Below are 22700 nucleotides of genomic sequence, written 5' to 3' on the forward strand. Positions count from 1 at the left end.
CGAGATGTTCGCGAACACGCAGATGATGGGCATGTCCCTCGGCTTCCCCGACGTGTGCCTCACGCCGATGCCGGCCCCGACGCCGATCCCTTATCCCAACATCTCCATGCAGCCGATGGGCATCCCGGCCGCGTACAACGTGCTGTTCATGTGCACGCCGGCGCACAACCTGGCGACCACCGTGCCGCTCACGAACGGCGACAACCCGGGCGTCGCGCTCGGGGTCGCCTCGGGCATGGTGATGGGCCCGTCGCGCCACGTCACCGCGTCGTTCACCGTGCTTGCCGGCGGCATCCCGGCCACGCGGCTGACGAGCATGACGATCACGAACTCCACGAACTGCCCCGCCGTCTCCGTGGTGCCGAGCCAGGTCAAGGTGCTCCTGCTCGCGCCGTGAGCGAGCGGCCCTCGCGTCGCGGGGGCTACGGCTTGCCCGCGGAGGGCGCGGCGGGCTTGCGCGTGAGGTAGAAGAAGTCGCGCAGCGAGCGCTTGCGGATGTACTCGTCTTCCGAGAACTCGAAGCCGCTCGCCAGCGCGACCGGCATGAGCGCGCCGCCCTCGCCGGGCTCGTAGAGCAAGAACTTCGGGTACGACCAGTTCACGTCGAGCTGCGCCACCGCCGTGGCGCCGACGTGGCGCAGGCCGAGCGCGATGGCGGGCGCCGTCGTGTGGTTGCTGATGGCCACGAAGAGGACCTTGCCGTCGCGATCGAGCCCCACCGCGGAGCGGCGGATCACCGTGTTGCCGTCCAGCGTGGCGCCCCAGTTGCGGACCTCGGGCACGCGGAGCGCCGGGTGGAGCTCGCCCTCGTCGACCATGCAGCTCGGCGTCTGCCGCCACCACCGCATGGCGCCCTCCTCGGCGGCCATGCGGGCCCACGGCGCGATCTGCATCCGGCCGTCGCCGTGGAGCGCGAGGGTGCAGCCGTTCTCCCGGGGGCGCACCAGGGTCACGCCGTCGATCCGCATGCCCCACTGGCCGTGCTCGGTCATGAAGCCGCCGTTGAACGCCGCGAGCAGCCGCTCGTGGTCCGCCTCCGGGATCTTCGCGGGCCGCTCGTAGGTCTTGCCCTCCTCGGTCGTCGCCGCCGGCTCCCGCGAGCCGGCCATGAGGTGGACGTCGACCCCCGAGAGATCCACCGCCACGATGAACAGCTCCGCCCAGGAGCGGTGCGGATCCGGGTGGATCAGCGTCTTGTAGAGGCGCGGCGGGTCGCCCGGGCGCGCGCGATCCACGATGGGCACCCACTGCCCGTCGCCGGGCGCCGGCCAGGCCGCGTGCGAGGGGCCGACGTCCTTCGGCCGGAACGCCGCCGCCACGACCGCGGCGCTCGCCTCGGCGGCGGGCGCGGCCGGCGCCGGCGCCGGCTCGGGCACCTCCCAGTACGTCTTCGGCGGCTCGTTCTTGCGAAGGAGCTGGTGGACGCGATCCTCGACGCCGTAGGCGGTCTCCTCGAGCGCGGTCACGTTCTCGGCCCCGATCACGGAGCGCAGGCCGTTCGCGACGAGCGGGCCCATCCACGGGATCCGGTGCACCGCGATCCACAATCCGACGCCGGCGAGCCCCGAGACGGCGAGGGAGCCGAGGACCCAGCGCCGCAGCCGGCGGCGGCGTTGCAGGGCGTCGGGGCGCTGCGGGGCGGAGTGCCCGGCCTGGGCCGGCGTGTTCGAGGCTTCGGCGGTGTCGGCCATGAGGTGATGCGCGTGATGCGCGTGCTGCGGGTGCGTCGCGTGGAGGGGAGCAGCGAAGCGACGCGGGCGCTCGCGATCCGCGGTCCCCCCGGCTCGGGGAGGGTGTAGCACGATGCGCCGAGCGCACGAAACCCGCTCCGCGCAGGGCGCGGCGCGGGGCGGAGAGGAGCGGCGAGCGCGGGTCCGACCGCCGCGTCCGTCGCGGCGCGCGGCGACGATCCCGCTGCCGGGTTCGCGGTCGCGCCTCGACTTCCTCACCGCGCCGTACTAGAGTCGCGGCCTCGGACTGACCTGGCACGGGTCGCGGTGCTCGGTCGCTGTCATGTGGACCTCGCAGTCTCCGCTGAAGGAGGCGCGAGGCGGCAGCTCTCCGTGATCGGGCCCTTCGCAGAGGAGGGCGCGGTGCCGCGGCGCTTTCCGCCCTTGCTCAGGAGGGGCTCTCCACGAGCCCGATGTCCATGGAATTTGCCGATCTCAAGCTCATCGACCCGCTGCTCCGCGCCATCGAGGCCGAAGGATACAGCACCCCGACGCCGATCCAGCAGCAGGCCATCCCGCCGATCCTCGAGGGCAACGACGTCCTCGGGTGCGCGCAGACCGGGACCGGCAAGACCGCCGCGTTCGCCTTGCCGATCCTGCAGCGCCTCGCGCAGAGCGGCGCGCCGACCCAGCGCGGGCTCCGCGTGCTCGTGCTCACCCCGACGCGCGAGCTCGCCGCGCAGGTCGGCGAGAGCTTCACCACGTACGGCAAGAACCTCGGCCTGCGGACCGCGGTCGTCTTCGGCGGGGTGGGCCAGCGCCCCCAGATGGAGGCGCTGCGCCGCGGCGTCGACGTCCTCGTGGCGACGCCGGGCCGGCTGCTCGACCTGTGCTCGCAGGGCCTCTCGCCGTTCGGGCGGCTCGAGACGCTCGTGCTCGACGAGGCCGACCGGATGCTCGACATGGGGTTCATCCACGACATCCGACGCGTGCTCGCGATGCTGCCCGAGCGCCGCCAGACGCTCCTGTTCTCGGCCACGATGCCGCCGGATATCCAGAAGCTCGCGGACAGCATCCTGCACCGCCCGGTGCGGGTCGAGGTCGCGCGGGTCGCCACGACCGCCGAGAACATCGACCAGCGGGTGGCCTTCGTCGAGCGGTCCGACAAGCGCGCGATGCTCGAGCACGTGCTCAAGGACCCCGCGCTCCGCCGGGCGATCGTGTTCACCCGCACCAAGCACGGCGCCAACCGCGTGGTCCAGCAGCTCAGCCGCGCGCGCATCGAGGCCGTCGCGATCCACGGGAACAAGTCGCAGGGCGCGCGCGAGCGGGCGCTCGCGAGCTTCAAGCAGGGGACGACGAGCGTGCTCGTCGCGACCGACATCGCGGCGCGCGGCATCGACATCGAGGACATCTCGCACGTGATCAACTACGACCTCCCGAACATCCCGGAGAGCTACGTGCACCGCATCGGCCGCACGGCGCGCGCCGGGGCGTCGGGGGTGGCGCTCTCGTTCTGCGACAGCGAGGAGCGACCGTACCTCGCCGACATCGAGCGCCTCATCCAGAAGCGCCTCCCGCTCCTCTCCATCCCCGGGATCCCCTGGCTCCAGGCCGACCCCAGGCCCGCCCATCAGGCGCAGCCGCAGGGGCGACCCCAGGCGCAGGGGCGGCCCCAGCAGCGCCCGCAAGGGCAGGGACGGCCCCAGGCGCAGGGGCGGCCCCAGCAGCACCCGCAAGGGCAGGGACGGCCCCAGGCGCAGGGCAGGCCGCAGCAGCACGGGCACGCCCGGCCTCAGGGACCGGCGCGGCCCCAGCCGCCGGCGCGGCCCGGGGGGCAGGCGCGGCCTCAGCCGCAGGGACAGCCCCAGGCGCGGCCGCAGCCGCGCCACGATACCCCGCGCGCGGACAACTGACGCCTCTCACGCCAAGAGCGGCTCCCCGCCGCCCCGCCGCGCCGCGCTCGCCCGGATCGGCCGTGCGAGCCGTCGCTGGCGCGATCCTCACGCTCGGCAGCGCGGGCGAGGGCGCCAGGCGGCGGGCCTCCCGCCGCTCCCACCGGCGCGTGCCTGCATTGCCCACATCCACATTATTTTCGCGGTGTGCGCAAATTCTGGCACGATCTCAGCCATGCGCGTTACCGCCATCGTCGTAAGCTTGCTCACCATCGCCGCCTGCGATCGCGGCGCTCCATCGAGCTCGCCCGCCGCGGATGCCCAGGCGTCGGCCGCTCCGGTGGCGGATGCCTCCGCCGCCCCGCTCGCCTCGGCCAGCGCGCCGGCCCCGGCGAGCGCGGACGCGGCGGGCGACGCCGGCGCCGCGCCCGCCCCGGCCGACGCCGGCGCGGCCGCGGCGGCGAGCGCGGACGCGGGCGACGCCGGTCCCCCCGCGGCCGACGACGGCCGGCTCACGGTGGAGGGGCGCGCCGTCCAGGGAGGGCTCCTCCGCGCCAAGCTGAACGGCAAGCTGCGCCGCATGGCGTTCCCCGGCCACCGCGTGACGGTGAGCGATGAGGGGGAGTTCCTCATCGCCTTCTCGCGCAACGCGCCGGCGCAGGAGAAGCTGACCATCACGTTCGACGACGGACAGGTGCTCGAGAAGCTCTTCGACGTGGAGCAGCGCACCTACGAGGTCGACAAGGTCGACAACCTCCCGGAGAACATGGTCAAGCTCGACATGGCCACGCGCGTGAAGCTCACGCAGGCCGAGAAGAAGCTCGACGCCATCCGGAACAAGTACACGAAGAAGAACTGCTACAAGAACGGCTTCATCTGGCCGTCGAAGGGCCCGGTCACCTCGCGGTACGGCCAGCCGCGCGTGCTCAACGGCACGGACGGCGGCGTTCACTGGGGCGTGGACATCGCGGTGCCCGTCGGGTCGCCGGTGCGCGCGCCCGCCTGCGGCAAGGTCGTCTTCGTCGAGAAGGACCTCCCGCTCAGCGGCCACACCATGATCATCGATCACGGCCATGGGCTCACCTCCACGTTCATCCATCTGCACGGCTTCGCCGCGAAGGTGAACGACGAGGTCAAGCAAGGTCAGGTCGTCGCGACCGTCGGCATGACCGGCCGCACGAACGGGCCGCACCTCGACTGGCGCATGAACCTCTTCGAGACGCGCGTCGATCCCGAGCTCCTGGTCACGCCGGCGAAGTGACGGCCGGCCTCCTCGCTCCACCCACCAGGGGTCTGGCCAGGGATCCGGAGAGATTTCAACGCAAAGGCGCAAAGGCGCAAAGGCGCAAAAATAAATAATATTATGAATCTGCATTTTTGCGTCTTTGCGCTCTTGGCGTCTTTGCGTTGAAATCTCTCATGCTCGCGAGGCAGGTCCCTGGCGGGATTCCTGACCCGCGGCCCGCGCCGCTCCTCCGCAGCATCGCTCGTCGTCCTGACACGTCACCTGGAAGGTCCCTGTTGAGAACGCTCGCGCTCACCCCCGTCCTCGCGTCGCTCCTCCTCTCGCTCGTCCCGGCGTCCGGCTGCGCGCCGGCCCCCCGCGTCGAGCCTCGGCCGGCCGGGTCGCCGGCCGCGCGCCCCGAGGGGCCGCCGGCCGCGCAGCCCGTGGGGAAGCCGGCGGCCGGCCTCGACCCGGAGCTCACGTCGTACGCGTACCCTTATCCAGTCAAGCACTTCGAGGTCGAGTCGCAGCGCCAGAAGCTCCGCATGGCGTACATGGACGTGCAGCCCGAGAAGCCGAACGGGCGCGCGGTGCTCCTCCTGCACGGCAAGAACTTCTCCGCGGCGTACTGGGAGCCGACGATCCGGGCGCTGACCGAGCGGGGGTTCCGGGTCATCGCGCCCGATCAGATCGGGTTCGGCAAATCGACAAAGCCCGCCGCCTATCAGTTCAGCTTCCACGGGCTGGCCGAGACGACGCGCGCGCTGCTCGACGCCCTCGGCGTCCAGCGGCCGGCCGTGGTCGGCCACTCGATGGGGGGCATGCTCGCCGCGCGCTTCGCCCTCATGTTCGCCGACCGGACGGAGCGCCTCATCCTCGTGAACCCCATCGGCCTCGAGGACTGGAAGACGGTGGTCCCGTATCGCTCCATCGACGCCTGGTACAAGCAGGAGCTCGAGGCGACGCGCGACAGCATCCGCGAGTACCAGCGCAAGAGCTATTACGACGGGGCGTGGAAGCCCGAGTACGAGCGCCAGATCGAGATCCAGGCGGGCTGGACGGAGCACCCCGAGTATCCGCGCGTCGCCTGGTGCTCCGCGCTCACGTACGACATGGTCTTCACGCAGCCCGTCGTCTACGAGCTCCCGCGCCTCCGCACGCCCACGCTGCTCATCATCGGGCTGCGCGATCGGACGGCGCTCGGCCGCGCCTGGGCGCCGAAGGAGGCCGCGGACGCGCTCGGCGACTACACGACCCTGGGCAAGAAGACCGCGCAGGCGATCCCGGGGGCCAAGCTCGTCGAGCTGCCCGGCGTCGGCCACCTGCCGCAGGTCGAGGCGTTCGAGAAATACCGGGACGCGCTGGTGGGCTTCCTCGAGCAAGCTCCTTAAGGTCGCCCCGCACGCCGGCGCGCCCGGGGCGGCGCGGGCCTGGGAGAACGGGCGAGCGCGCTGGACAGCCAGGACGACACGGCTTCTCCGCCAAGGACATGACCCGTCGAGAGCTGCCGTGTCCCGTGGCGGGTGGGCGATCTCGGGGCAATGTGCCACAGGACGAGATCTCCAGGGCACCGGCCATGCGGCAGGAGCGGCGCTCGTGATCCAGGAGCGCGGCGCTCGCGGTGGCCATCGCCGCCGCAGCGCGCCAGCGCAGGCGGGCTGACAATCCCTCTCGGCGCCGTGGAATGATGAAATGGCCGCTGAGCTCGCCGCGGAGGACGGCCCTCCGGGCCGGGCTGCCCACCGGCATGCGCCTTGCAGCTCTCCAGACCGACGAAGGCACTCAAACCAAACATAGGATTGCAAGGAGTCGGTCATGAAGATCCTGTCGCCTCGAGCTCATGGGTACATCGATTATGCGGTTGCGGCCCTGTTCCTGCTGGCTCCGTCGCTGTTCGGCTTCAGCGGTCTCCCGGAGACGCTCTGCTATATCCTGGGCGCCGTGCACCTCGGCATGACGCTGCTCACCGCGTTTCCGCTGGGCGCCGCCAAGATCATCCCGTTCCCGGTGCACGGAGGGCTCGAGGCCGCGGTCGGCGTGTTCCTCGTCGCCGCGCCCTGGCTGTTCAACTTCGATGCGGCGCCCGCGGCGAGGAATTTCTTCGTCGTGTCGGGCGTGGCCATCGGCCTGGTCTGGCTCGTGACCGACTACCGTTCGGCCTACGCGACGACGGCGGCCAGCGCGCGTTACCGCTCGGAACACCGGTCGTTCTCCTGATGACGGCGTGAGCGTTCCTCGCGAGTCGGCGCCGCGGCCGGGGCTCAGCCCCGGCCGCGCGCTTCTTTGTCTCCCGGAGAGAGCGCCATCCCACCCCGACCCTGGGCGCGGCTCCGCCGGAGCCCCGTCCCCACCGCGAGCTCGGCGGGAGCCGCAGCCCCTCCTTCTACCTACTACCTACCTGCTACCTACCTACCTACTACCTACCTGCTACCTACGGCCAGCCGACCACGGCCAGCCGAGCAGGCGAACTAGGTGCATATCGCCTTCAGAGCGCAGCGAGGCGCTCGCGACGAGCTCATCCATGAGCGGACGAGCACGGCGCTTTGCCTCTCGTCGCTCTCCCGTTGCTGCCTTCGGCTGTCCCGTTTCGGACGCGTTTCGTCCGGCACACAGCGCTTTGTCGCGAACGCCAGATGCGTCTGGCGCTGCCGGCCCGTTCGGCCAGGGCGGCGGCGACGGCTGTCGCTATCGTGGACGCTCCTCCGTTCGGTTCGTCTATCCATCCGCTCCGTCCGAAGCCCTGTCCGCTCCCGTGGAGGAAAGCGCCGCGCTCCAAGCCTTGGATATTGCTCCGATCCGAGCAGGGAGTTATTTCAATCCCCGCAACGACCTGACGGAGAGAAAAGCCATGATGACCATGCCAATGAGCTCGATGCCGATGATGTGTACGATGATGCCGTCGATGAGCGGCATGATGCCGATGGGCGGCACGATGCCGATGGGCGGCATGATGCCGATGATGCCCAACATGATGGGTATGATGGGCATGATGCCGAACATGATGGGCGGCATGATGCCGATGATGTCCGACATGATGGGCATGATGCCCAACATGATGATGAGCCGCATGATGGGCGGCATGATGCCGAACATGATGGGCATGATGCCCGGCATGATGATGCCGAACATGATGGGCATGATGCCGAATATGATGGGCATGATGCCCAACATGATGATGGGCGGCATGATGCCGAACATGATGGGCATGATGCCCGGCATGATGATGCCGAACATGATGGGCATGATGCCCGGCATGAAGATGGCGGCCTGATCTCGGATCGAGGACAGACGTCAAAAACCCCGATAAGCGAGGGCGAGCGCTCCCGCTTATCGGGGTTTTGTGCTGGCGCGAGGCCTCACCCGCGAGGCGCGGCGCGCCGGCCTCGCCCGGTCACGCCCCGGCCGCCTCCGGCGGCTTCGGGTGCTGGTCCCGCGACACGAACACCGCGGCGGCCAGATCCCCCACCACGTTGATCACGGTCCGGCACATGTCGAGGAACCGATCCACGCCGAGGACCAGGCCGAGCCCCTCGGGCGGGATCCCGAGCAGACCCAGGATCATCGCGATGACGGGGAGCGAGCCGGCCGGGATGCCCGCGGTGCCGATGCCCCCGAGGACCGAGATGAGCATCACGATCGCCTGCTGCCCGAAGGTCAGCGATACGCCGTAGACCTGCGCGAGGAAGAGCACGGTCACCCCCTCGAAGAGCGCCGTCCCGTTCTGGTTCATCGCGGCGCCGGCGGTCAGCACGAACCGGGCGACGGACGGCGGCAGCTTGAGCTCCTCCTCGGCCACCTTCAGCGAGGTCGGCAGCGTCGCGTTCGACGAGGCGGTCGAGAACGCCGTCACGATCGCCGTCCGGCTCCCCCGGAAGAACGCGACCGGCGACATCCCGCCGAGGAAGCGCACCGAGAGCGAGTACACAACGAACATGTGCAGCCCGAGGCCGAGCAGCACCGTGAGCACGTACGCCGCCAGCTGCTGCATGATGCCGATGCCCATGCGGGAGGTGATCGTGAAGAGCAGCGCGCCCACGCCGATCGCCGCGAACCGGAGCACCCCCTCGATGAGCCGCATCGAGACGTCGAACAGCCCCTGGATGACCTCGCGGAGCCGCGCCGCCGCCTCGGTCTGGGTGAGCGACAGCGCGAGGCCGAAGAGCAGCGAGAACGTGATCACGGCGAGCACGTCGCCCGCGGCGGCCGCCTTGATGACGTTGTCCGGCACCATCGCGATGATCATCCCCACCGGCGAGGTGTCGACCGGGGCGGTGGCCGCCTTGATCCCGCCGCCGTGCGCGAGGCTCCGGACCGCCTCGGGCAGGCCGTCCCCCGGGCGGATCAGGTTCACCAGGACGAGGCCGATCAGCACCGCGATGGTCGAGACCACGGCCGTGTAACCCAGCGTCCGCAGGCCGAGCCGGCCGACGTGCTTCAGATCGAGCTCGCAGACGCCCATGACGAGCGCCGAGAACAGGATCGGGAGCACGAGCATGAACAGCAGGCGCAGGAAGATCTGGCCCACCGGGTAGGTGATGTGATCGACGATCCAGGTGAGCGCCGGGGAGCCTGCCGCGACCGCGTTCGCCGTCAGACCGCCCGCTGCCCCCACCGCGACCCCGAGCAGCATCGTTCGATGCGATGACATGACGCCACCTTACACAAGCCGCGGCGCCGTGAGCCGCGGAGTTCGCGCCACGGTCGCCCTCCGTGACCGCGGAGCGACCGCCTTCCTGGCGGGCCAGGGCCGCCGGCCGCCTGTCCAAGCCCGCGTGGATCCATTACGCTCGCCGCCGGGCATGCTGAAGCCGGGCGATTCGTTCGAGCGCTACACGATCGAGGCCGCCATCGGGCAAGGGGGGATGGGCTGCGTCTACCGGGCGCACGACGCGCGGCTCGGGCGGCGCGTCGCCGTCAAGGTGATCGCGGGCGGCGCCATGGACCACGACGCCGGCGCGCGCCTGCTCCGCGAGGCCCGCGCCGCCGCCGCGCTCGATCACCCGAACGCCGTCTCGATCTTCGACGTCGGCGAGCTCGATGGGACGCCGTTCATCGTGATGGAGCTCGTCGACGGCCGCACCCTGCGCAGCGCGATCGGCGGCGCCGAGGCGCCGGTCCCGACCCGGGTCGGCTGGCTGGCCGACGTCGCCCGCGCGCTCGCCGCGGCGCACCGGCGGGGGCTCGTCCACCGGGACATCAAGCCGGAGAACGTGATGGTCCGCGACGACGGCGTGATCAAGGTGCTCGACTTCGGCATCGCGCGCCGCGCCGCCGGCGGCGCCGATCCGACCGCGTCCACCGAGGCCCCCGCGCTGCCGACGCTGACCGCCCTCGGCGTCAAGCTCGGGACGCCCGTCTACATGGCCCCGGAGCAGATCCGCGGCGCCGAGCTCGACGGGCGCGCGGACCAGTTCGCGTGGGGCGTGCTCGCGTTCGAGCTCCTCACCGGCCGGCTGCCCTGGCGCGGCGCCGGCGACATGCTCGCCGTCGTCGCCTCGATCCTCACCGACGAGGCCGACCGCGCCGCGCTCGACGCCGCCGCCGTGCCGCCCGCGGTGAGCGCGGTCGTGCTGCGCGCGCTGTCGAAGCGCCCCGAGGACCGGTTCGCGTCGATGGATGACCTCGTGCGCGCGCTCGAGGCGGCCGGGCGGGGCGAGGCGCCCGCCGCGATGCCGGCGCCGCACGCGCAGGCGCCCGCCGCGAAGGAGAGCGAGGCGCCCCGCGGCGGCGAGACCGCGGCGCAGCGGTTCTCGACCGAGGAGGTCCGCGACGTGCTCGCGCGGGCGATCGAGCGCCAGGCCGCGGGCGAGGCCGGCGCCGCGCGCGCGCCGCGGGGCGACGCGCGGCTCGGCTTCGACGACCTGCTCGCCGCGGCGGAGGAGGTGGGCGTCGACCCGGAGGCGGTGCGCGAGGCGAGCCGCGCGCTGCGCGCGCGCGAGCGCGACGGCGTGGAGCGGAAGGCCGGCGCGGCGACCGCCGCCGAGCGCGCCGCCTGGCTCCGGCGCAAGCGCCGCAACTTCTACCGGCACCTCGGCGTCTACCTCATCGTCAACGCGGCGCTCCTCACGCTCGCGCTCGTGCTCGGGGTCGTGCTCTGGGCGGCGATCATCCCGCTGGCCTGGGGCATCGGCGTCGCCATCCACGCGCTCGTCGCGTTCACGGCGCACGAGGACGACTGGGCCGAGGAGGCCGAGCGCATGGAGCTCTGGCGCGAGCACCACCGCCGCATGCACGAGGTGGCCCTCGCGCGGGCGGCCGGCAGGGGCCCGCGCCCCGCCGCGGCCCGGCGCCAGCGCATCGAGGGGGCGGACGAGGAGCGGCAGGGCAGGCTCCGCGTCGCGTCGGACACGGCGCGCTCCCGGGCGGAGGAGGCGGAGCAGGCGGAGGAAGACGCCGAGGTCGCGGTGAGCAAGGCGCGGCGGCGGCGGCGCTGACCCGGGCTCCGCGCGCCGGCCGCTCGCCGAGCTTCGCGCCGGGACGACGCCGGCATGGGGTAAGCTCGCGGCCCTCGGAGGCCCCATGTCGACCAAGCCGAACTTCATCGCCCGCGCCCTCGCCCCGCTCCAGGTGCTCCCGCCCTTCCTGCGCTCGCGCGCGCAGACCGTGCTGTTCCAGCGCATGGTGCCGTTCACGGGGACCGCGGGGATCCAGTTCGAGGAGGTGGGCCCGGATCGGGTGGCGCTGCGGCTCGCCAACGGCCGCAGGGTGCATAACCACATCGGCGGCGTGCACGCGGCGGCGGCGGGGCTCCTGGCCGAGACCGCGACCGGCTTCGTCGTCGCCGTCAACCTCCCCGACGACAAGCTGCCGCTCCTGCGCAGCATGAAGGTCGACTACACGCGCCGCGCCCGCGGCGGGCTGCGCGCGGTCGCGACCCTGTCCCCCGAGCAGCGGCAGGCCTTCCTCGACCAGCCGAAGGGGGACGTCGCCGTCGCCGTCACCGTGACGGACGAGGGCGGCGCGTCGCCGATGGAGTGCGAGTTCGTCTGGGCCTGGGTGACCAAGGGGGTGTGACGGCGCCCGGGCCGCCGGCGCGATCGCGCCCGGCGCGCCGGGAGCGCGCGCCGCGCGGCCGCTCGCGTCAGCGCGTCAGGATCTCACAGCCGTCCCGCGTCACGAGCACGGTGTGCTCGAACTGCGCCGAGAGGCTGCCGTCCTCGGTGACGATGGTCCACCCGTCGTCGAGCGTGCGGATGTTGTGCGAACCCAGGTTGACCATCGGCTCGATCGTGATGGCCATCCCGGCGCGGAGCCGCATGCCCGCCCCGCGCACGCCCGTGTGCGCGACGTGCGGCGGCAGGTGCATCCTCCGCCCGATGCCGTGCCCGCCGACCTCGCGGACCACGCTGCACCCCTCCGCCCGCGCGAGCTCCTCGATCGCCGCGCCGATGTCGCCGAGCCGCGCCCCGTCGCGCACGACCGCGATCCCCGCGTCCCGGCACCGCCGGGCGACGTCCACCACGTGCCGCGCCTCGGCGCTCGGCTCCCCGACGAAGAACGTCGCGGAGGTGTCGCCGTGGTAGCCGTCGAGCTCGGTGGTCACGTCGACGTTGATGATGTCGCCCGGCTGGAGCACCTCGTCGCGCCGCGGGATCCCGTGGCAGACGACGTGGTTCCGGCTCGTGCACACCGCCGCGGGGAAGCCCTTGTACCCGAGCTGACTCGGGCGGCCGCCGCGCTGCGCCGTGTCCTCGCGCACCCAGTGGTCGATGTCCGCGGTCGTCACGAAGGGCGCGAGCCGCGCCCCGACGGCGGCCAGGGTCGCCGCGGCCGCGCGCCCGGCGCGCCGCATCGCCTCGCACGCGCGAGGCCGAAGGATGTCCACGTTCATGCGAGGCGTATGCGCGCGCGGCGCGCGGCCATCCAATACTGTTTTGATCTCGGGCGCCCGCGCCCGGCTCCTCTCCCGAGCGGCGTTCGAGTAGAATCGGCCGCGTGAGCCTGTCGCAGATCCGCTACTTCATCGCCGTCGCCGAGGAGGGCCACGTCGGCCGCGCCGCGCGCCGGCTCCACATCGCGCAGCCGCCCCTCAGCCGGCAGATCCGCGGCCTGGAGGACGAGCTCGGCGCGCAGCTGTTCGAGCGCACCGCGCGCGGCATGCGCCTCCTGCCGGCGGGCGCGGCGTTCCTCGATCACGCCCGCACCATCGTCGCCCAGGTCGACGCGGCCGTCGCCGACCTCCGCAGCTACGGCGCCGCGCCCCCGCCAGGACCGCTCGACGCCGGCGGGTGCCGGCGCGCCGAGCTCGGGTAGGCGGCCTCGCGTGGAGCCACGGGACCGGCATGGGTTACGACGCTGAGCTCGCGCTCGCCGTCGAGGCGGCGCGCCGCGCGGGCTCGCTCCTCCGCGCGGAGTTCCACCGCCCCGGCGGCCCTCGCGGCGCCGGGACGCACGCCGACGTCGATGTGGAGGTCGAGCGCCTCTTGCGCGACGCGCTCACCCGCGCGACCCCCTACGCGTTCCTCGGGGAGGAGACCGGCGCCCTGGACGGCGCGGACCCGTCGCACCGCTGGGTCGTCGATCCGCACGACGGCACCGCGTCCTTCCTGCACGGCTACCGCGGCGCCTCGGTCTCGATCGGCCTGTTGCGCGAGGGCACGCCGGTGCTCGGCGTCGTCTTCGCGTACGCCTACCCCGACGACCACGGCGACCTCATCGCCTGGGCGGAGGGCGCCGGGCCGATCCGGCGCAACGGCGCGCCCGTCTCGTCGTCGCTCGCCGGCGCCACGCTCGATCGCTACGCCGTCGTGCTGCTCTCGCAGTCGGCGGACTACCTCCCGGCCCGCAACGCCCGGTGCGTCGCGCCGGCGCGGTTCCTCTCGCTGCCGAGCCTCGCCTACCGGCTCGCGCTGGCGGCGGTCGGGGAGGGGGTCGCCGCGGTCTCGCTCAGCCGGCCGCGCTGCTGGGACTACGCGGCCGGCCACGCGCTCGTGCGCGCCGCGGGCGGCGAGCTCGTCGACGACGACGGCGCGCCCATCGCGTACACCGCGGAGCGCGAGGGCCAGATCTGCCGCCTCTTCGGCGGCGCCCCCGCGGTCGTCCAGGAGCTCGCGCGGCGCCCGTGGAACGCCGTCATCCACGGCCGCATCCCGGCGCCGCAGGGGACGTACGGGCTGCTGCGCCCGTCGCACAGCCTGCTGATCGAGGGCGCCGGCGCGCTCTCCCGGGCCCAGGGCTGCCTGCTCGGCCAGCTCGCGGGCGACGCGCTCGGCTCCCTCGTCGAGTTCCGGAGCGCGGAGCAGATCGAGCGCCTCTATCCGGGCGGGGTCCGGGATCTCGCCGACGGCGGGACGTGGAACACCCTCGCCGGGCAGCCGACCGACGACTCCGAGATGGCGCTCATGCTGGCGCGGTCGATCGTCCGCAAGCGCGGCTTCGTCGCCGAGGCCGCGCTCGACGCCTACGTGCACTGGTACCGCTCCGGCCCGTTCGACATCGGCAACACCGTCGCTGCCGCGCTCCGCGCCGCCGCGGGCGCGCCCTCGCCCGGCGCGCGCCGCGACCACGCGAGGGCGGCCGCGAGCCTGACCAGCGAGGCGAACGGCTCGGTGATGCGCGCGGCGCCGCTCGGCATCCTCGGCGCGGGCCGCCCGCGGGAGGCCGCGGCGTGGGCGCGCGACGACAGCGCGCTCACGCACCCCCATCCGGTCTGCTGCGCCGCCTCCGGCGCGTTCGTCGCGGCCATCGCCGCCGCCGTGGGCGGCGCCGGCGTCGATGGGGCCTTCGCGGCCGCGCGCGCCGAGGCGGAGCGGAGCGGCGAGCGCGTGGTCCTCGCCGCGCTGGAGGCCGCGCAGCGCGCGCCGCCCCGGAGCTCCTCGCACCAGGCCGGCTGGGTCGTCATCGCCCTGCAGAACGCCTTCTACCGGCTCCTCCACGCGCCGTCGCTCGAGCAGGGGCTCGTCGACACGGTGATGGCCGGCGGCGACACCGACACGAACGCCGCGATCGCGGGCGCGCTGCTCGGCGCGGTTCACGGGCGGGACGCCGTGCCGGATCGCTTCCGGCGGCTCGTGCTGTCCTGCCGCCCGCTGCCCGAGGCGGGAGCGAAGCACCGGCGTCCGCCCGAGCTCTGGCCGGTCGACGCGATGCTCGTGGCCGAGGCGCTCCTCGCCGCCGGGCAGCGAGCGCAGCCCGAGGAGCCCGACCTGCCGGAGAGCTTCCAGACCGGGGACATCGGTTAAATCCATTCATTTCGATAGCTTACCGCCAGCTAATGCAGCCATCTTCCGGCGAAGGTCACCTCATCGGCGGCCGCGAGCACGGCCTCCTCGCCTCCGGCCCGGCGAAGGACGCCCGCGAGCTGCGCCACGCTCGCCCATCCCTGGAAGACACCGGCCAGCGACGGACTTCCCGACGCGTCGAACAGGCACGTCGACAGCAGCCGTGCCGCGTCGGCAGGGCTCATCCACGGCGCTGCCTCGCAGAGATTGCCGAGCGCGTCGGCGTCCGCGCCTCCTGCCTCGAAGGCGAGCACCGCGCGTTGGGCAGCCTCGGCGCGCATCGGTTCGGGGAGGGCTCTGGCGAGCCGTGCCAACGCCACGATTCGAACATAGCTCCCGGACGGCTCGCCGACGTCGTCCGCGATCCGTAAAGCCGCGTCCGCTCCCAGGATCGCGACCGAGGCGGAGGGGTGCTCCTTGATCAAATTGCATCGCTCCTCCGGATCGAGCTCTTCGATGAGGGCCTTTACCTCCTTCTCCGGCCGCCTTCCCGGAGGGAGCCTCTCGCCAAGGCGAAGCAGCGCGTCCGCCTGGTACCCGGCGCTGCTCCCCGCCCATCGCAGCACGAGCGCGCCCGCCTCGTCCTCTCGCCCGAGCGCGACCAGCCGCGCGGCGAGAGCGTGCACCGGCCAGACGGGAACCTCCTCGAGCGCCTTCTCCAGGAGAGGCTCGGTCAGATAAGGCGCCACCGCCGCGGCCTCCGCTTCGTTCTCGAAGCACCAAGGCGCCCAGTTCCTCTCGATCTCCTGGACAGCGCGAGCCCTCGCCGCTGCCGGCAGGCCGGCGAGCAGCCGGACGAGGACCCGAATCCGCTGGGGCGCGGGCAGGGAACGCGAAGCTCGCTCCAGCGCGACGGCGGAAGCCTCGCTCACGCCCGGGCCAGGCACGAGCGCGGGCGGCGCCCCTCCAGCGCGCGCGATGGCCTCTGCCGCGACCTCCTGGGCTTCCTCTTCGGGGAGCAGGCCCGCCGCGGCGACGAGCTCCCGGGGCGCGTCCTCCCCATCCGAACGGCGCGCGGCTTCCAGCGCGGCGCGCGCGATCCGGATGCGCCGCTCGCCCTCTGCCGCCTCGGCCACGGCGATCAGCGCCGAGGGGCTCGACCACCGCGCGCCCGTGCGATCGGCGAGCTCGAACGCTTTCTCGAGGACCCCGGCTCGGGGGGACGGTGAGACCTCCGCTGCGAGGGCGACCAAGGAGAGAGCGCGCGCCGCGTCCGCGTCGAGTCGTGGCGTGACGAGGTCGGCATCGGGGCTCGCCCACGGCTCCGCGTCTCCCAGCGTCGCCGCCGCGCCCTGCGCCGCCGCGCAGCGGACGAGCGCCGCGGCGAGGTTCGGAGTGAGGGACCTGCAACGCTCCACCTCCTCTCCGAGACGATCGCGCAGGCGGCGGAGATCGACGAGGGCATCGGCGAGCGCCTCGGCGGAGACAGGGCGTACCCAGCTCGGCTCCGCGAACGCGAGCATCGAGGCGACAGGAGCGCCGCCGAGGGCGAGGTGCGCGCTCGCATAACGGCGGAAGTACGCCGTAAGACGGCGGGAGGACTCCGCCGTACATCGCGCGATCGCGCCGCCGTAGCGCGCATCGATCGCCTCACCGCGACCGGCGCTCCTCTGCGCCCACGCGACCCGCAGCGCCTCATGCTGGAAACTCACCGCGTGCGCCGGCCCACCCCAGCGCAAGAGCCGATCGAGGAACGGTGCGCACACCAGCAGACGACCGCGCGCAGCATGGTTGTCGATGTCCCAGAGCTCCGCGAAATCCTCCGGATCGAGCGGCGAAAGCGCACGAGCCAGCAGGGAGAGCACCTCCAGCGCTGTCTCTCCTCCTTCAAGGAGCCAGAGCTCACGCTCGATTTCCGCGGCGAGCGCCTCTGGTCCGCCGTTTCCCCCTGCTGCTGCCCAGCTCGGAATGCCTCGGCTCGCCGCCACCGCTGGGGAAGGTGGCGTAACCTCGACGAGGTGCGCATCGCCGTCTTTCCAGCCGAGGCACTCCCTGAAGGCGTGCGCTTCGCCCTCGTCGCCGGAGATGGAAACCAGACATCGGACGCGCTTTCCGAGCTCCCGAAGCGTCGATTCCCGAGCGTCGCGAGGCCAGTCGACGCACTCGTCGAGACCATCGAGCACGAGGAGCACTTCGGGCTCGTCCTCATCCTGGCCGTTGGCCAGCCGGTTCCGGAGATCCGAGCGCAGCTTCAGGACGTCCCGCGGAGGGCGCAGCACGTCTTCGCCGAGCTGCTGCAGGAGCGACGCGAGGATCTCATGCTCACACGCAAGGCGGGTCGCTCGTCCTGCTTGCACCACAGCGGCGCATACCCCGGCCCGCTCGCGCGCCTCGGCTACGAGCCGGGCACACAGCGTCGTCTTGCCCGCTCCCGCAGGGCCGTGCAGCACGCACGCGGGAACCGGAGCCGCGAGCCATCGCTCGATCGCTTCACGGGCGCGCTCTTCTCCCTCGGTCAAGGAGACGGCCGCTTCAGATCTTCCCTGTTCCTTCCGATGCATTCGCACCTCGGGTCCGAGACGCTCGCCCTGCTGTCCTAGGCCCTGTAGACGCCGTACTGGCCCTTCTTGCCCTTCGCCCCGACGACGTGCTCCGAGATGCCGAGCCTTTCGAACATCGCTCCGCATTTCTCGCACGGGTCGACCCGCTTCCGCATCTTCGCGCTGTCGTACGTCTCGATCGAGAGGTCTTCGTCCTGGAACTTCTTTTTGATGCGCCGGTTCACCTCGGCGTTGACCTGATCGGGGGTCATGCGATCCTGAACGCGCACCTTCTTCTGCTCTTTCATCACGTCTCTTCGAATGTTCTCCCCCATCACCGTCAGGACCTGCGCCTCGGCGCACGGCTTGTCGCTGATGTGAGAGGAGGGCGTGATCTTGCCTCCCTCGCTGGGGTTCCTTCCCACGTACGGCTTCGTATTACCGTCTTCATCCACGTACGTAAGGACGTTGCCGTCCCTGTCGAGGATGCGGGAATAGATGAGCCCGTCGGGATCGACGATGGTCCACGGCTGGTTGCGCGCGTACCAGTAGGCGTTCAGCTCGCCGTCGATCTCCGCGGGATCGGGCGATATGTACCTCCCGAGATCAGGATCATAGTAGCGGTGCCTGTTGCAGAAGAGCCCCGTCTCCACATCCTCGTACTGCCCCAGAAAGCGCACCGGTGTCGGGGCGCGGCTTCCGGCTTCGGACGTCACCTTCCCCCAAGCCGTGCGGAACAGCTCGGCCGCGACCTCACCTTTCCCGTCGACGAGGCGCTCCGGAAAGCCCGTCATGGCTTCGTTCAAGTAGAAGAGCCATGGCCCCACGACCGGGCCCTCCCCGGTATGCCCCGTGTCGCGGTGAGCCCACGGAGCACCGCTCGCATCGAAACAGTAGGTACGCTCCTCGCTCTCTCCCTCCGGGGTCGACGCGATCTCGTGCGCGAGGGTCATCGCGTCCCAGCAGAAGCGCGTCGTGCGCAGGAGGCGCACCTCACCATTCTCTTCCTGCTTCCGCACGGTCTTCTTCATCCTCCGCGCGAACGCGTCGTACGTGAGCTCGACCGTCGTCCCGTCTGGCCCCTCGACCTTCGTGAGCATTCCGCTCGCCGACCATGCATAACGCGTCACGCGCTCGTCCCCGGCGGCGCCTCGCGCCCTCTTCTCGATCAGCCGGCCCTGATCGTCGTAGCGGAAGCAGGTGGAGCCCTTGATCTCCAGCCGCCCGCCTTGCCCATAGCGGCGCTCCTCCGCCCCTTCCCCTCGCTCATGGAGGTTGCCGGCGGCATCGTAGCGGAAGAGCTCGGCGCCAGGGGTCCGCCTGCTCGCGAGCCCATCGCGCGCCGCCTCGGGGATCACGGCCAGGAGCTGACCGAGCGCGTCATGCTCGAATCGCCTGTGTCCAAAACGCGCATCCCACACGGCTGCGAGGTGCCCCGCCGAGGTATATTGGAACGCCTGCTCCACGGTCACGTTCGCCCCCCGAGGTCCGACCCACGCCGGCTCGCCTGGCCGCACGGCGATCGGGCCGGATGACGACAGCACCCGCCGGGCAACGAGCCTGCCGATCGCGTCATGCCGCGCTTCGACGCGGCCTCCACCCGGCAGGAGGGTCTCGACCGTGAGCCCCCGTTCGTCGTGGCGCGAGACGACCTCGTCGCGGCCGTCGAGCCGTGTACGCGTGCGGCGCCCGGCCTCATCAAAGGCCCATTCCACCACATGACCTCGGGACGTCGCCCTCCGAAGCGCAGTCCCGACCCGATCGCAGGTCACCTCGACCTGGAACGTCTTGCCGTCGACGACCTGCTTCTCCCCGATCACCCATCCGACCGCGTTGCGTCGAAGCTCGACCGTGCACCCGCTCCCTTCCGCCAGGATCACCTCGCCACGTCCATTGTAAGCGAAATGCTCCTCGGCCCCGTTGTCGTAGATCTTCTTCACCACGCGCCCGGCGAGGTCGCGCTCGAGCTCTGTTGACTCGCTGCCACGGCGGATCAGGAGGACGCGCCCGAGCGCGTCGCGCTGATAGCGGATCTCCCGGCCATCGAACGTCCTCTCCGCGATCGGGAGGCCGAGGGCGCCGATCTCGATCGAGTACACCTCTCCGTTCCCGTTGCGGATCTCGACGAGACGCTCCTCCCGGTCATACCGGAGCTGAAGGACGCTCCCGTCCGGCAGGATGGCGTCCGCCAGCGAGCCGGTGCCTCCGCGCACGAGGCGGGTCGTTCGGCCCTCGGCGTCCGTCACGCGGGTGAGGTTCTCGTCGCCGTCGTACTCGTAACGCGTGACAGCGCCGCTCGGCTCGCGCACCGCGAGGAGCAGCCCCTTGTCGCTGTAGGAGTACTCGGTCACGCCTCCTGCCTCGTCGCGCTCCGCCGTCCGCCGCCCCAGCTCGTCGTACGCGGCCGTCCAGCGCACGCCGGAGGCGCGGATCACCTCGACGAGGTTGCCGTGCTCGTCGTACCGGTAATGCGTCTGATGGCCCGTCGGGGCCACGGTCGCCTCCATGAGACCGCGAGCGTCGAAGCGGACCTCGAAGGTCGCGCCGATCGGATCGGTCCAGAAGATGGCGCGCTCGGCGTACGTGACCTCCGTCACGCCACCTTCCGGATCGATGATCTTGCGGATATCGCCGCTCGGCAGTCGCTCGATCGCCGTCTCGTTCCCGAGAGGGTCGACGATGCGCGTCTCGTTGCCGAAGATATCGCGCGTCCAGCGCGTCGTCGCTCCGAGCGGATCGGTGAACGAGAGCAGGTGGCCCCGCTCGTCGTACGTGCGCGTATACACGCTCCCGGCCGATACGGCCTTGTCGACCTTCCCGTGCTCGTTGCCGAAGTAACGGTGAAACGTGACCGAGTCGGTCGCCTCGGAGTAGCCGTCGGGATGGAAGTCGAGCCGAACGTGGTGCATGCCCTTCGCTGGCGTCTTGCCGTCCGACAGCAGCGCCGGGACCGACGCGGCGAGGCACGGGTCGACCGCGCCGGGGTAGTCTGCCCATGTCTCGATGCACCGTCCGGCGGCGTCGTACCGGTAGTGGAACGTGAGCCCGGTCGGCCTCTGCTGCCAGACCAGCCGGTGCTCGCCGTCATAGCCATACTTCGTGGTGTGCCCGTCCGCGTCGGTCACTGCCACGAGGTCGCCTGCCTTGTCGTACTGGTAGCGCGCGAATACGACCGAGCGCCCCCCGGGTGCGCGGCTCACGAACTCGATCTGACCGATGCGCCCTGCGGACGCCGGTCGAAGCCGCAGGACGCGGCCGGCGCTGTCGGTGACCTGGGCCAGGCGTCCTTCGACATAGGCGAGGACGATCCGGTTGTTGAACGTATCGACCTGCGCAGCGAGGCGGAAGCGATGCTGAGTCCGGTCGCCCGGATCCGGCTCGAACAGCAGGCGGTCTCCGTCCGGAAAATCGAGCGAGAAGCCGTTGCCCTCCCTGTGGAGCACCCAGCCATGCGGGCCGATGACGCCGGCGTCCCGCGAAACGAGCCCGAATTCCTCCTCGATGCCGTCGGCCGTGACGACGACGGTGCTCCGCCGGCGCAGCTCGACCGCCCATGCGAGGCTGTGGCTCCATCCAAAGCCGAGGCCGATGTCCCGCTCACGCGCCTGGCTGCCGTACGATCGGACGATCTCGAGGGGTAGGGGGCCCGGGAGATCGACGTCCGCCTCGGGGACGGTGAACACCCGTCCGGTGACGACGTCGACCGGCTCGCCCTGGGCGACCTTTCCGCTGCCGCGACCGCCGTGGTGGTTCGGGCAGCCGCCACCGTCTTTGCCGGCGCCGCACGCACTTTTTCCTCCGCCTTTCGCCTTGTCGCCGCCGTTCTTGCCGCCGGCCCCTTGTCCTCGCGCCTTGCCCCGGCCTGAGGCTCCGCCACGCCCACCGCCGACGGCGCCTCCGCCCATGACAAATACGCCTGGGTTCATGCCAGGAATCGCCGGGATGTTGGGGACAGGGGCGGTGCGAGCCATGAAGGAAACGCTGCCGGAGGTCGGTTGCCGCCGTCAATCCCCGCGACCCCCGCCGCGTTGAAGGCGAGCGCGCCTCCGCAGGGTGTCCCGGCGCCACCGCCAGCGCGGCGCGACGGCGCCCGAGCTGCCCCTCGCCGGCGGCGCCCTCCTCGCCCCGCTCAGCCCCCCGTCGGCCGCTCCAGGTGCCCGCCGAACTTGTGGCGCATCGCCGACAGCACCTTCTCGGCGAACGTGTGATCGTGCCGCGAGCGGAAGCGCGCGTAGAGCGCCGACGAGAGCACCTCGGCGGGCACCGCCTCCTCGATCGCCGCCATCACGGTCCAGCGGCCCTCGCCGGAGTCCTGCACGAAGCCGCTGTACCCGGCGAGCTCCGGGCTCTCGGTCAGGGCGATCGCGGTGAGGTCGAGCAGCCACGAGCCCACCACGCTCCCCCGCCGCCAGACCTCGGCGATCTCGCCGAGATCGAGCGCGTACCGGTGCTCCTCGGGCAGCCGCTCGGTCCCCGCGTTCTTCAGGATGTCGAACCCCTCCGCGTACGCCTGCATGAGGCCGTACTCGATCCCGTTGTGGACCATCTTCACGAAGTGGCCGGCGCCGACCGGGCCGCAGTGGAGGAAGCCCTCCTCCGCCGTGCTCTGCGCCTCCCGCCGGCCGGGCGTGCGCGGGATGTCCCCCGGCCCGGGCGCGAGCGTCCGCAGGATCGGCTCCACCAGCGCGAACGTCTCGGGCGCGCCGCCGACCATGAGGCAGTAGCCGCGCTCGATCCCCCACACGCCGCCGCTCGTCCCCACGTCGACGTAGCGGATGCCCTTCGGCGCGAGCGCCCTGGCGCGGCGGACGTCGTCCTTGAAGTAGGTGTTGCCCCCGTCGATGATCACGTCGCCCGCGCCGAGCTTCTCGCCGAGCTCCTGGACCACGCGCTCGGTCGGGGCGCCCGCCGGGAGCATGACCCAGACCACGCGCGGCGACGCGAGCTGCGCCACCACCTCGCCGAGGGACGAGGCCGTCGCCGCGCCCTCCGCGCCGAGCTGCCTCACGCTGTCCTGGTTCAGATCGAACGCCACGACCTCGTGGCCGCCGCGCATGAGCCGGCGCGCCATGTTGGCGCCCATCCTCCCGAGTCCGATCATTGCGAGCTTCATCTGTCACGCTCCTGTCTGCGCCCGCGGGCGTATCACAGGGCGCGCCGCGAAGCGCGCCGCCGGCGCCGCGCCCGCGTCCGGCCGCCGCTTCTGGGGA

General features: G+C 71.9%; 16 protein-coding genes. 10 read left to right on the forward strand and 6 right to left on the reverse strand.

Going from position 1 to position 22700, the window contains the following annotated elements; genetic code table 11:
* Positions 1-4: 4 nt before the first annotated feature.
* A complete protein-coding gene (locus tag WMF26_RS21155) occupies positions 5-397 on the forward strand; it encodes a DUF4150 domain-containing protein (protein WP_061627573.1) in 393 nt (130 codons plus the stop codon).
* A 25-nt stretch (positions 398-422) separates the two neighbouring features.
* On the opposite strand, the gene WMF26_RS21160 is transcribed toward WMF26_RS21155, so the two are convergent.
* Complete coding sequence (locus WMF26_RS21160; protein ID WP_438001814.1) at positions 423-1691, reverse strand: hypothetical protein; 1269 nt, start codon at positions 1689-1691, stop codon at positions 423-425.
* Between the two features lie 458 nt (positions 1692-2149).
* Between WMF26_RS21160 and WMF26_RS21165 the strand changes: the two genes are divergently transcribed.
* The 5 genes from WMF26_RS21165 to WMF26_RS21185 all read left to right on the forward strand — a co-directional run bounded on the left by WMF26_RS21165 (position 2150) and on the right by WMF26_RS21185 (position 8061).
* On the forward strand, positions 2150-3586 hold the full coding sequence (locus WMF26_RS21165) for a DEAD/DEAH box helicase (RefSeq protein WP_438001815.1): 1437 nt from the start codon (positions 2150-2152) through the stop codon (positions 3584-3586).
* Positions 3587-3800: 214 nt separating this feature from the next.
* The gene (locus WMF26_RS21170) at positions 3801-4826 is read left to right on the forward strand and encodes a M23 family metallopeptidase (RefSeq protein WP_438001816.1); all 1026 of its coding nucleotides are present in this window, start codon (positions 3801-3803) and stop codon (positions 4824-4826) included.
* Between the two features lie 260 nt (positions 4827-5086).
* A complete protein-coding gene (locus tag WMF26_RS21175) occupies positions 5087-6181 on the forward strand; it encodes an alpha/beta fold hydrolase (protein ID WP_437338865.1) in 1095 nt (364 codons plus the stop codon).
* Positions 6182-6605: 424 nt separating this feature from the next.
* Positions 6606-7007 (forward strand): SPW repeat domain-containing protein, encoded by a 402-nt coding sequence (locus tag WMF26_RS21180; RefSeq protein ID WP_438001817.1) that lies wholly within the window; start codon positions 6606-6608, stop codon positions 7005-7007.
* A 304-nt stretch (positions 7008-7311) separates the two neighbouring features.
* Positions 7312-8061, forward strand: coding sequence for a hypothetical protein (locus tag WMF26_RS21185; protein WP_438001818.1), 750 nt, complete (start codon positions 7312-7314; stop codon positions 8059-8061).
* Between the two features lie 120 nt (positions 8062-8181).
* Here WMF26_RS21185 and WMF26_RS21190 read toward each other — a convergent pair whose 3' ends face one another.
* Positions 8182-9438: a dicarboxylate/amino acid:cation symporter gene (locus WMF26_RS21190; protein ID WP_438001819.1), complete on the reverse strand. Its 1257-nt coding sequence runs from the start codon at positions 9436-9438 to the stop codon at positions 8182-8184.
* Between the two features lie 151 nt (positions 9439-9589).
* Between WMF26_RS21190 and WMF26_RS21195 the strand changes: the two genes are divergently transcribed.
* Both WMF26_RS21195 and WMF26_RS21200 read left to right on the forward strand, forming a co-directional pair.
* Positions 9590-11224 carry a protein kinase domain-containing protein gene (locus WMF26_RS21195; protein WP_438001820.1) on the forward strand — a complete coding sequence of 545 codons (1635 nt, stop codon included), beginning with the start codon at positions 9590-9592 and terminating at the stop codon, positions 11222-11224.
* 85 nt (positions 11225-11309) lie between these two features.
* Positions 11310-11804 (forward strand): hotdog fold domain-containing protein, encoded by a 495-nt coding sequence (locus WMF26_RS21200; RefSeq protein ID WP_061626140.1) that lies wholly within the window; start codon positions 11310-11312, stop codon positions 11802-11804.
* A 67-nt stretch (positions 11805-11871) separates the two neighbouring features.
* Here the strand turns inward: WMF26_RS21200 and map are convergent, their stop codons facing one another.
* A complete protein-coding gene (map, locus tag WMF26_RS21205) occupies positions 11872-12621 on the reverse strand; it encodes a type I methionyl aminopeptidase (RefSeq protein ID WP_061626141.1) in 750 nt (249 codons plus the stop codon).
* Positions 12622-12725: 104 nt separating this feature from the next.
* On the opposite strand from map, the gene WMF26_RS21210 reads away from it, so the two are divergent.
* Together WMF26_RS21210 and WMF26_RS21215 are read left to right on the forward strand one after the other, a co-directional pair.
* Positions 12726-13043 carry a LysR family transcriptional regulator gene (locus WMF26_RS21210; RefSeq protein WP_061626142.1) on the forward strand — a complete coding sequence of 106 codons (318 nt, stop codon included), beginning with the start codon at positions 12726-12728 and terminating at the stop codon, positions 13041-13043.
* A 29-nt stretch (positions 13044-13072) separates the two neighbouring features.
* A complete protein-coding gene (locus tag WMF26_RS21215) occupies positions 13073-14971 on the forward strand; it encodes an inositol monophosphatase family protein (RefSeq protein ID WP_438001821.1) in 1899 nt (632 codons plus the stop codon).
* A 29-nt stretch (positions 14972-15000) separates the two neighbouring features.
* On the opposite strand, the gene WMF26_RS21220 is transcribed toward WMF26_RS21215, so the two are convergent.
* The 3 genes from WMF26_RS21220 to gnd form a co-directional block, all read right to left on the reverse strand.
* Positions 15001-17637 carry an AAA family ATPase gene (locus tag WMF26_RS21220; protein ID WP_438002431.1) on the reverse strand — a complete coding sequence of 879 codons (2637 nt, stop codon included), beginning with the start codon at positions 17635-17637 and terminating at the stop codon, positions 15001-15003.
* Complete coding sequence (locus WMF26_RS21225) at positions 17547-21416, reverse strand: RHS repeat-associated core domain-containing protein (protein WP_438001822.1); 3870 nt, start codon at positions 21414-21416, stop codon at positions 17547-17549. Before WMF26_RS21225 ends, WMF26_RS21220 begins: the two co-directional genes overlap by 91 nt.
* A 203-nt stretch (positions 21417-21619) precedes the next feature.
* Entirely contained in the window at positions 21620-22603 is a 984-nt protein-coding gene (gene gnd / locus WMF26_RS21230) for a phosphogluconate dehydrogenase (NAD(+)-dependent, decarboxylating) (RefSeq protein ID WP_438001823.1), read from the reverse strand.
* Positions 22604-22700: the final 97 nt, after the last annotated feature.

The organism is Sorangium sp. So ce185 (assembly GCF_051526825.1).
GTDB lineage: Bacteria > Myxococcota_A > Polyangia > Polyangiales > Polyangiaceae > Sorangium > Sorangium cellulosum_D.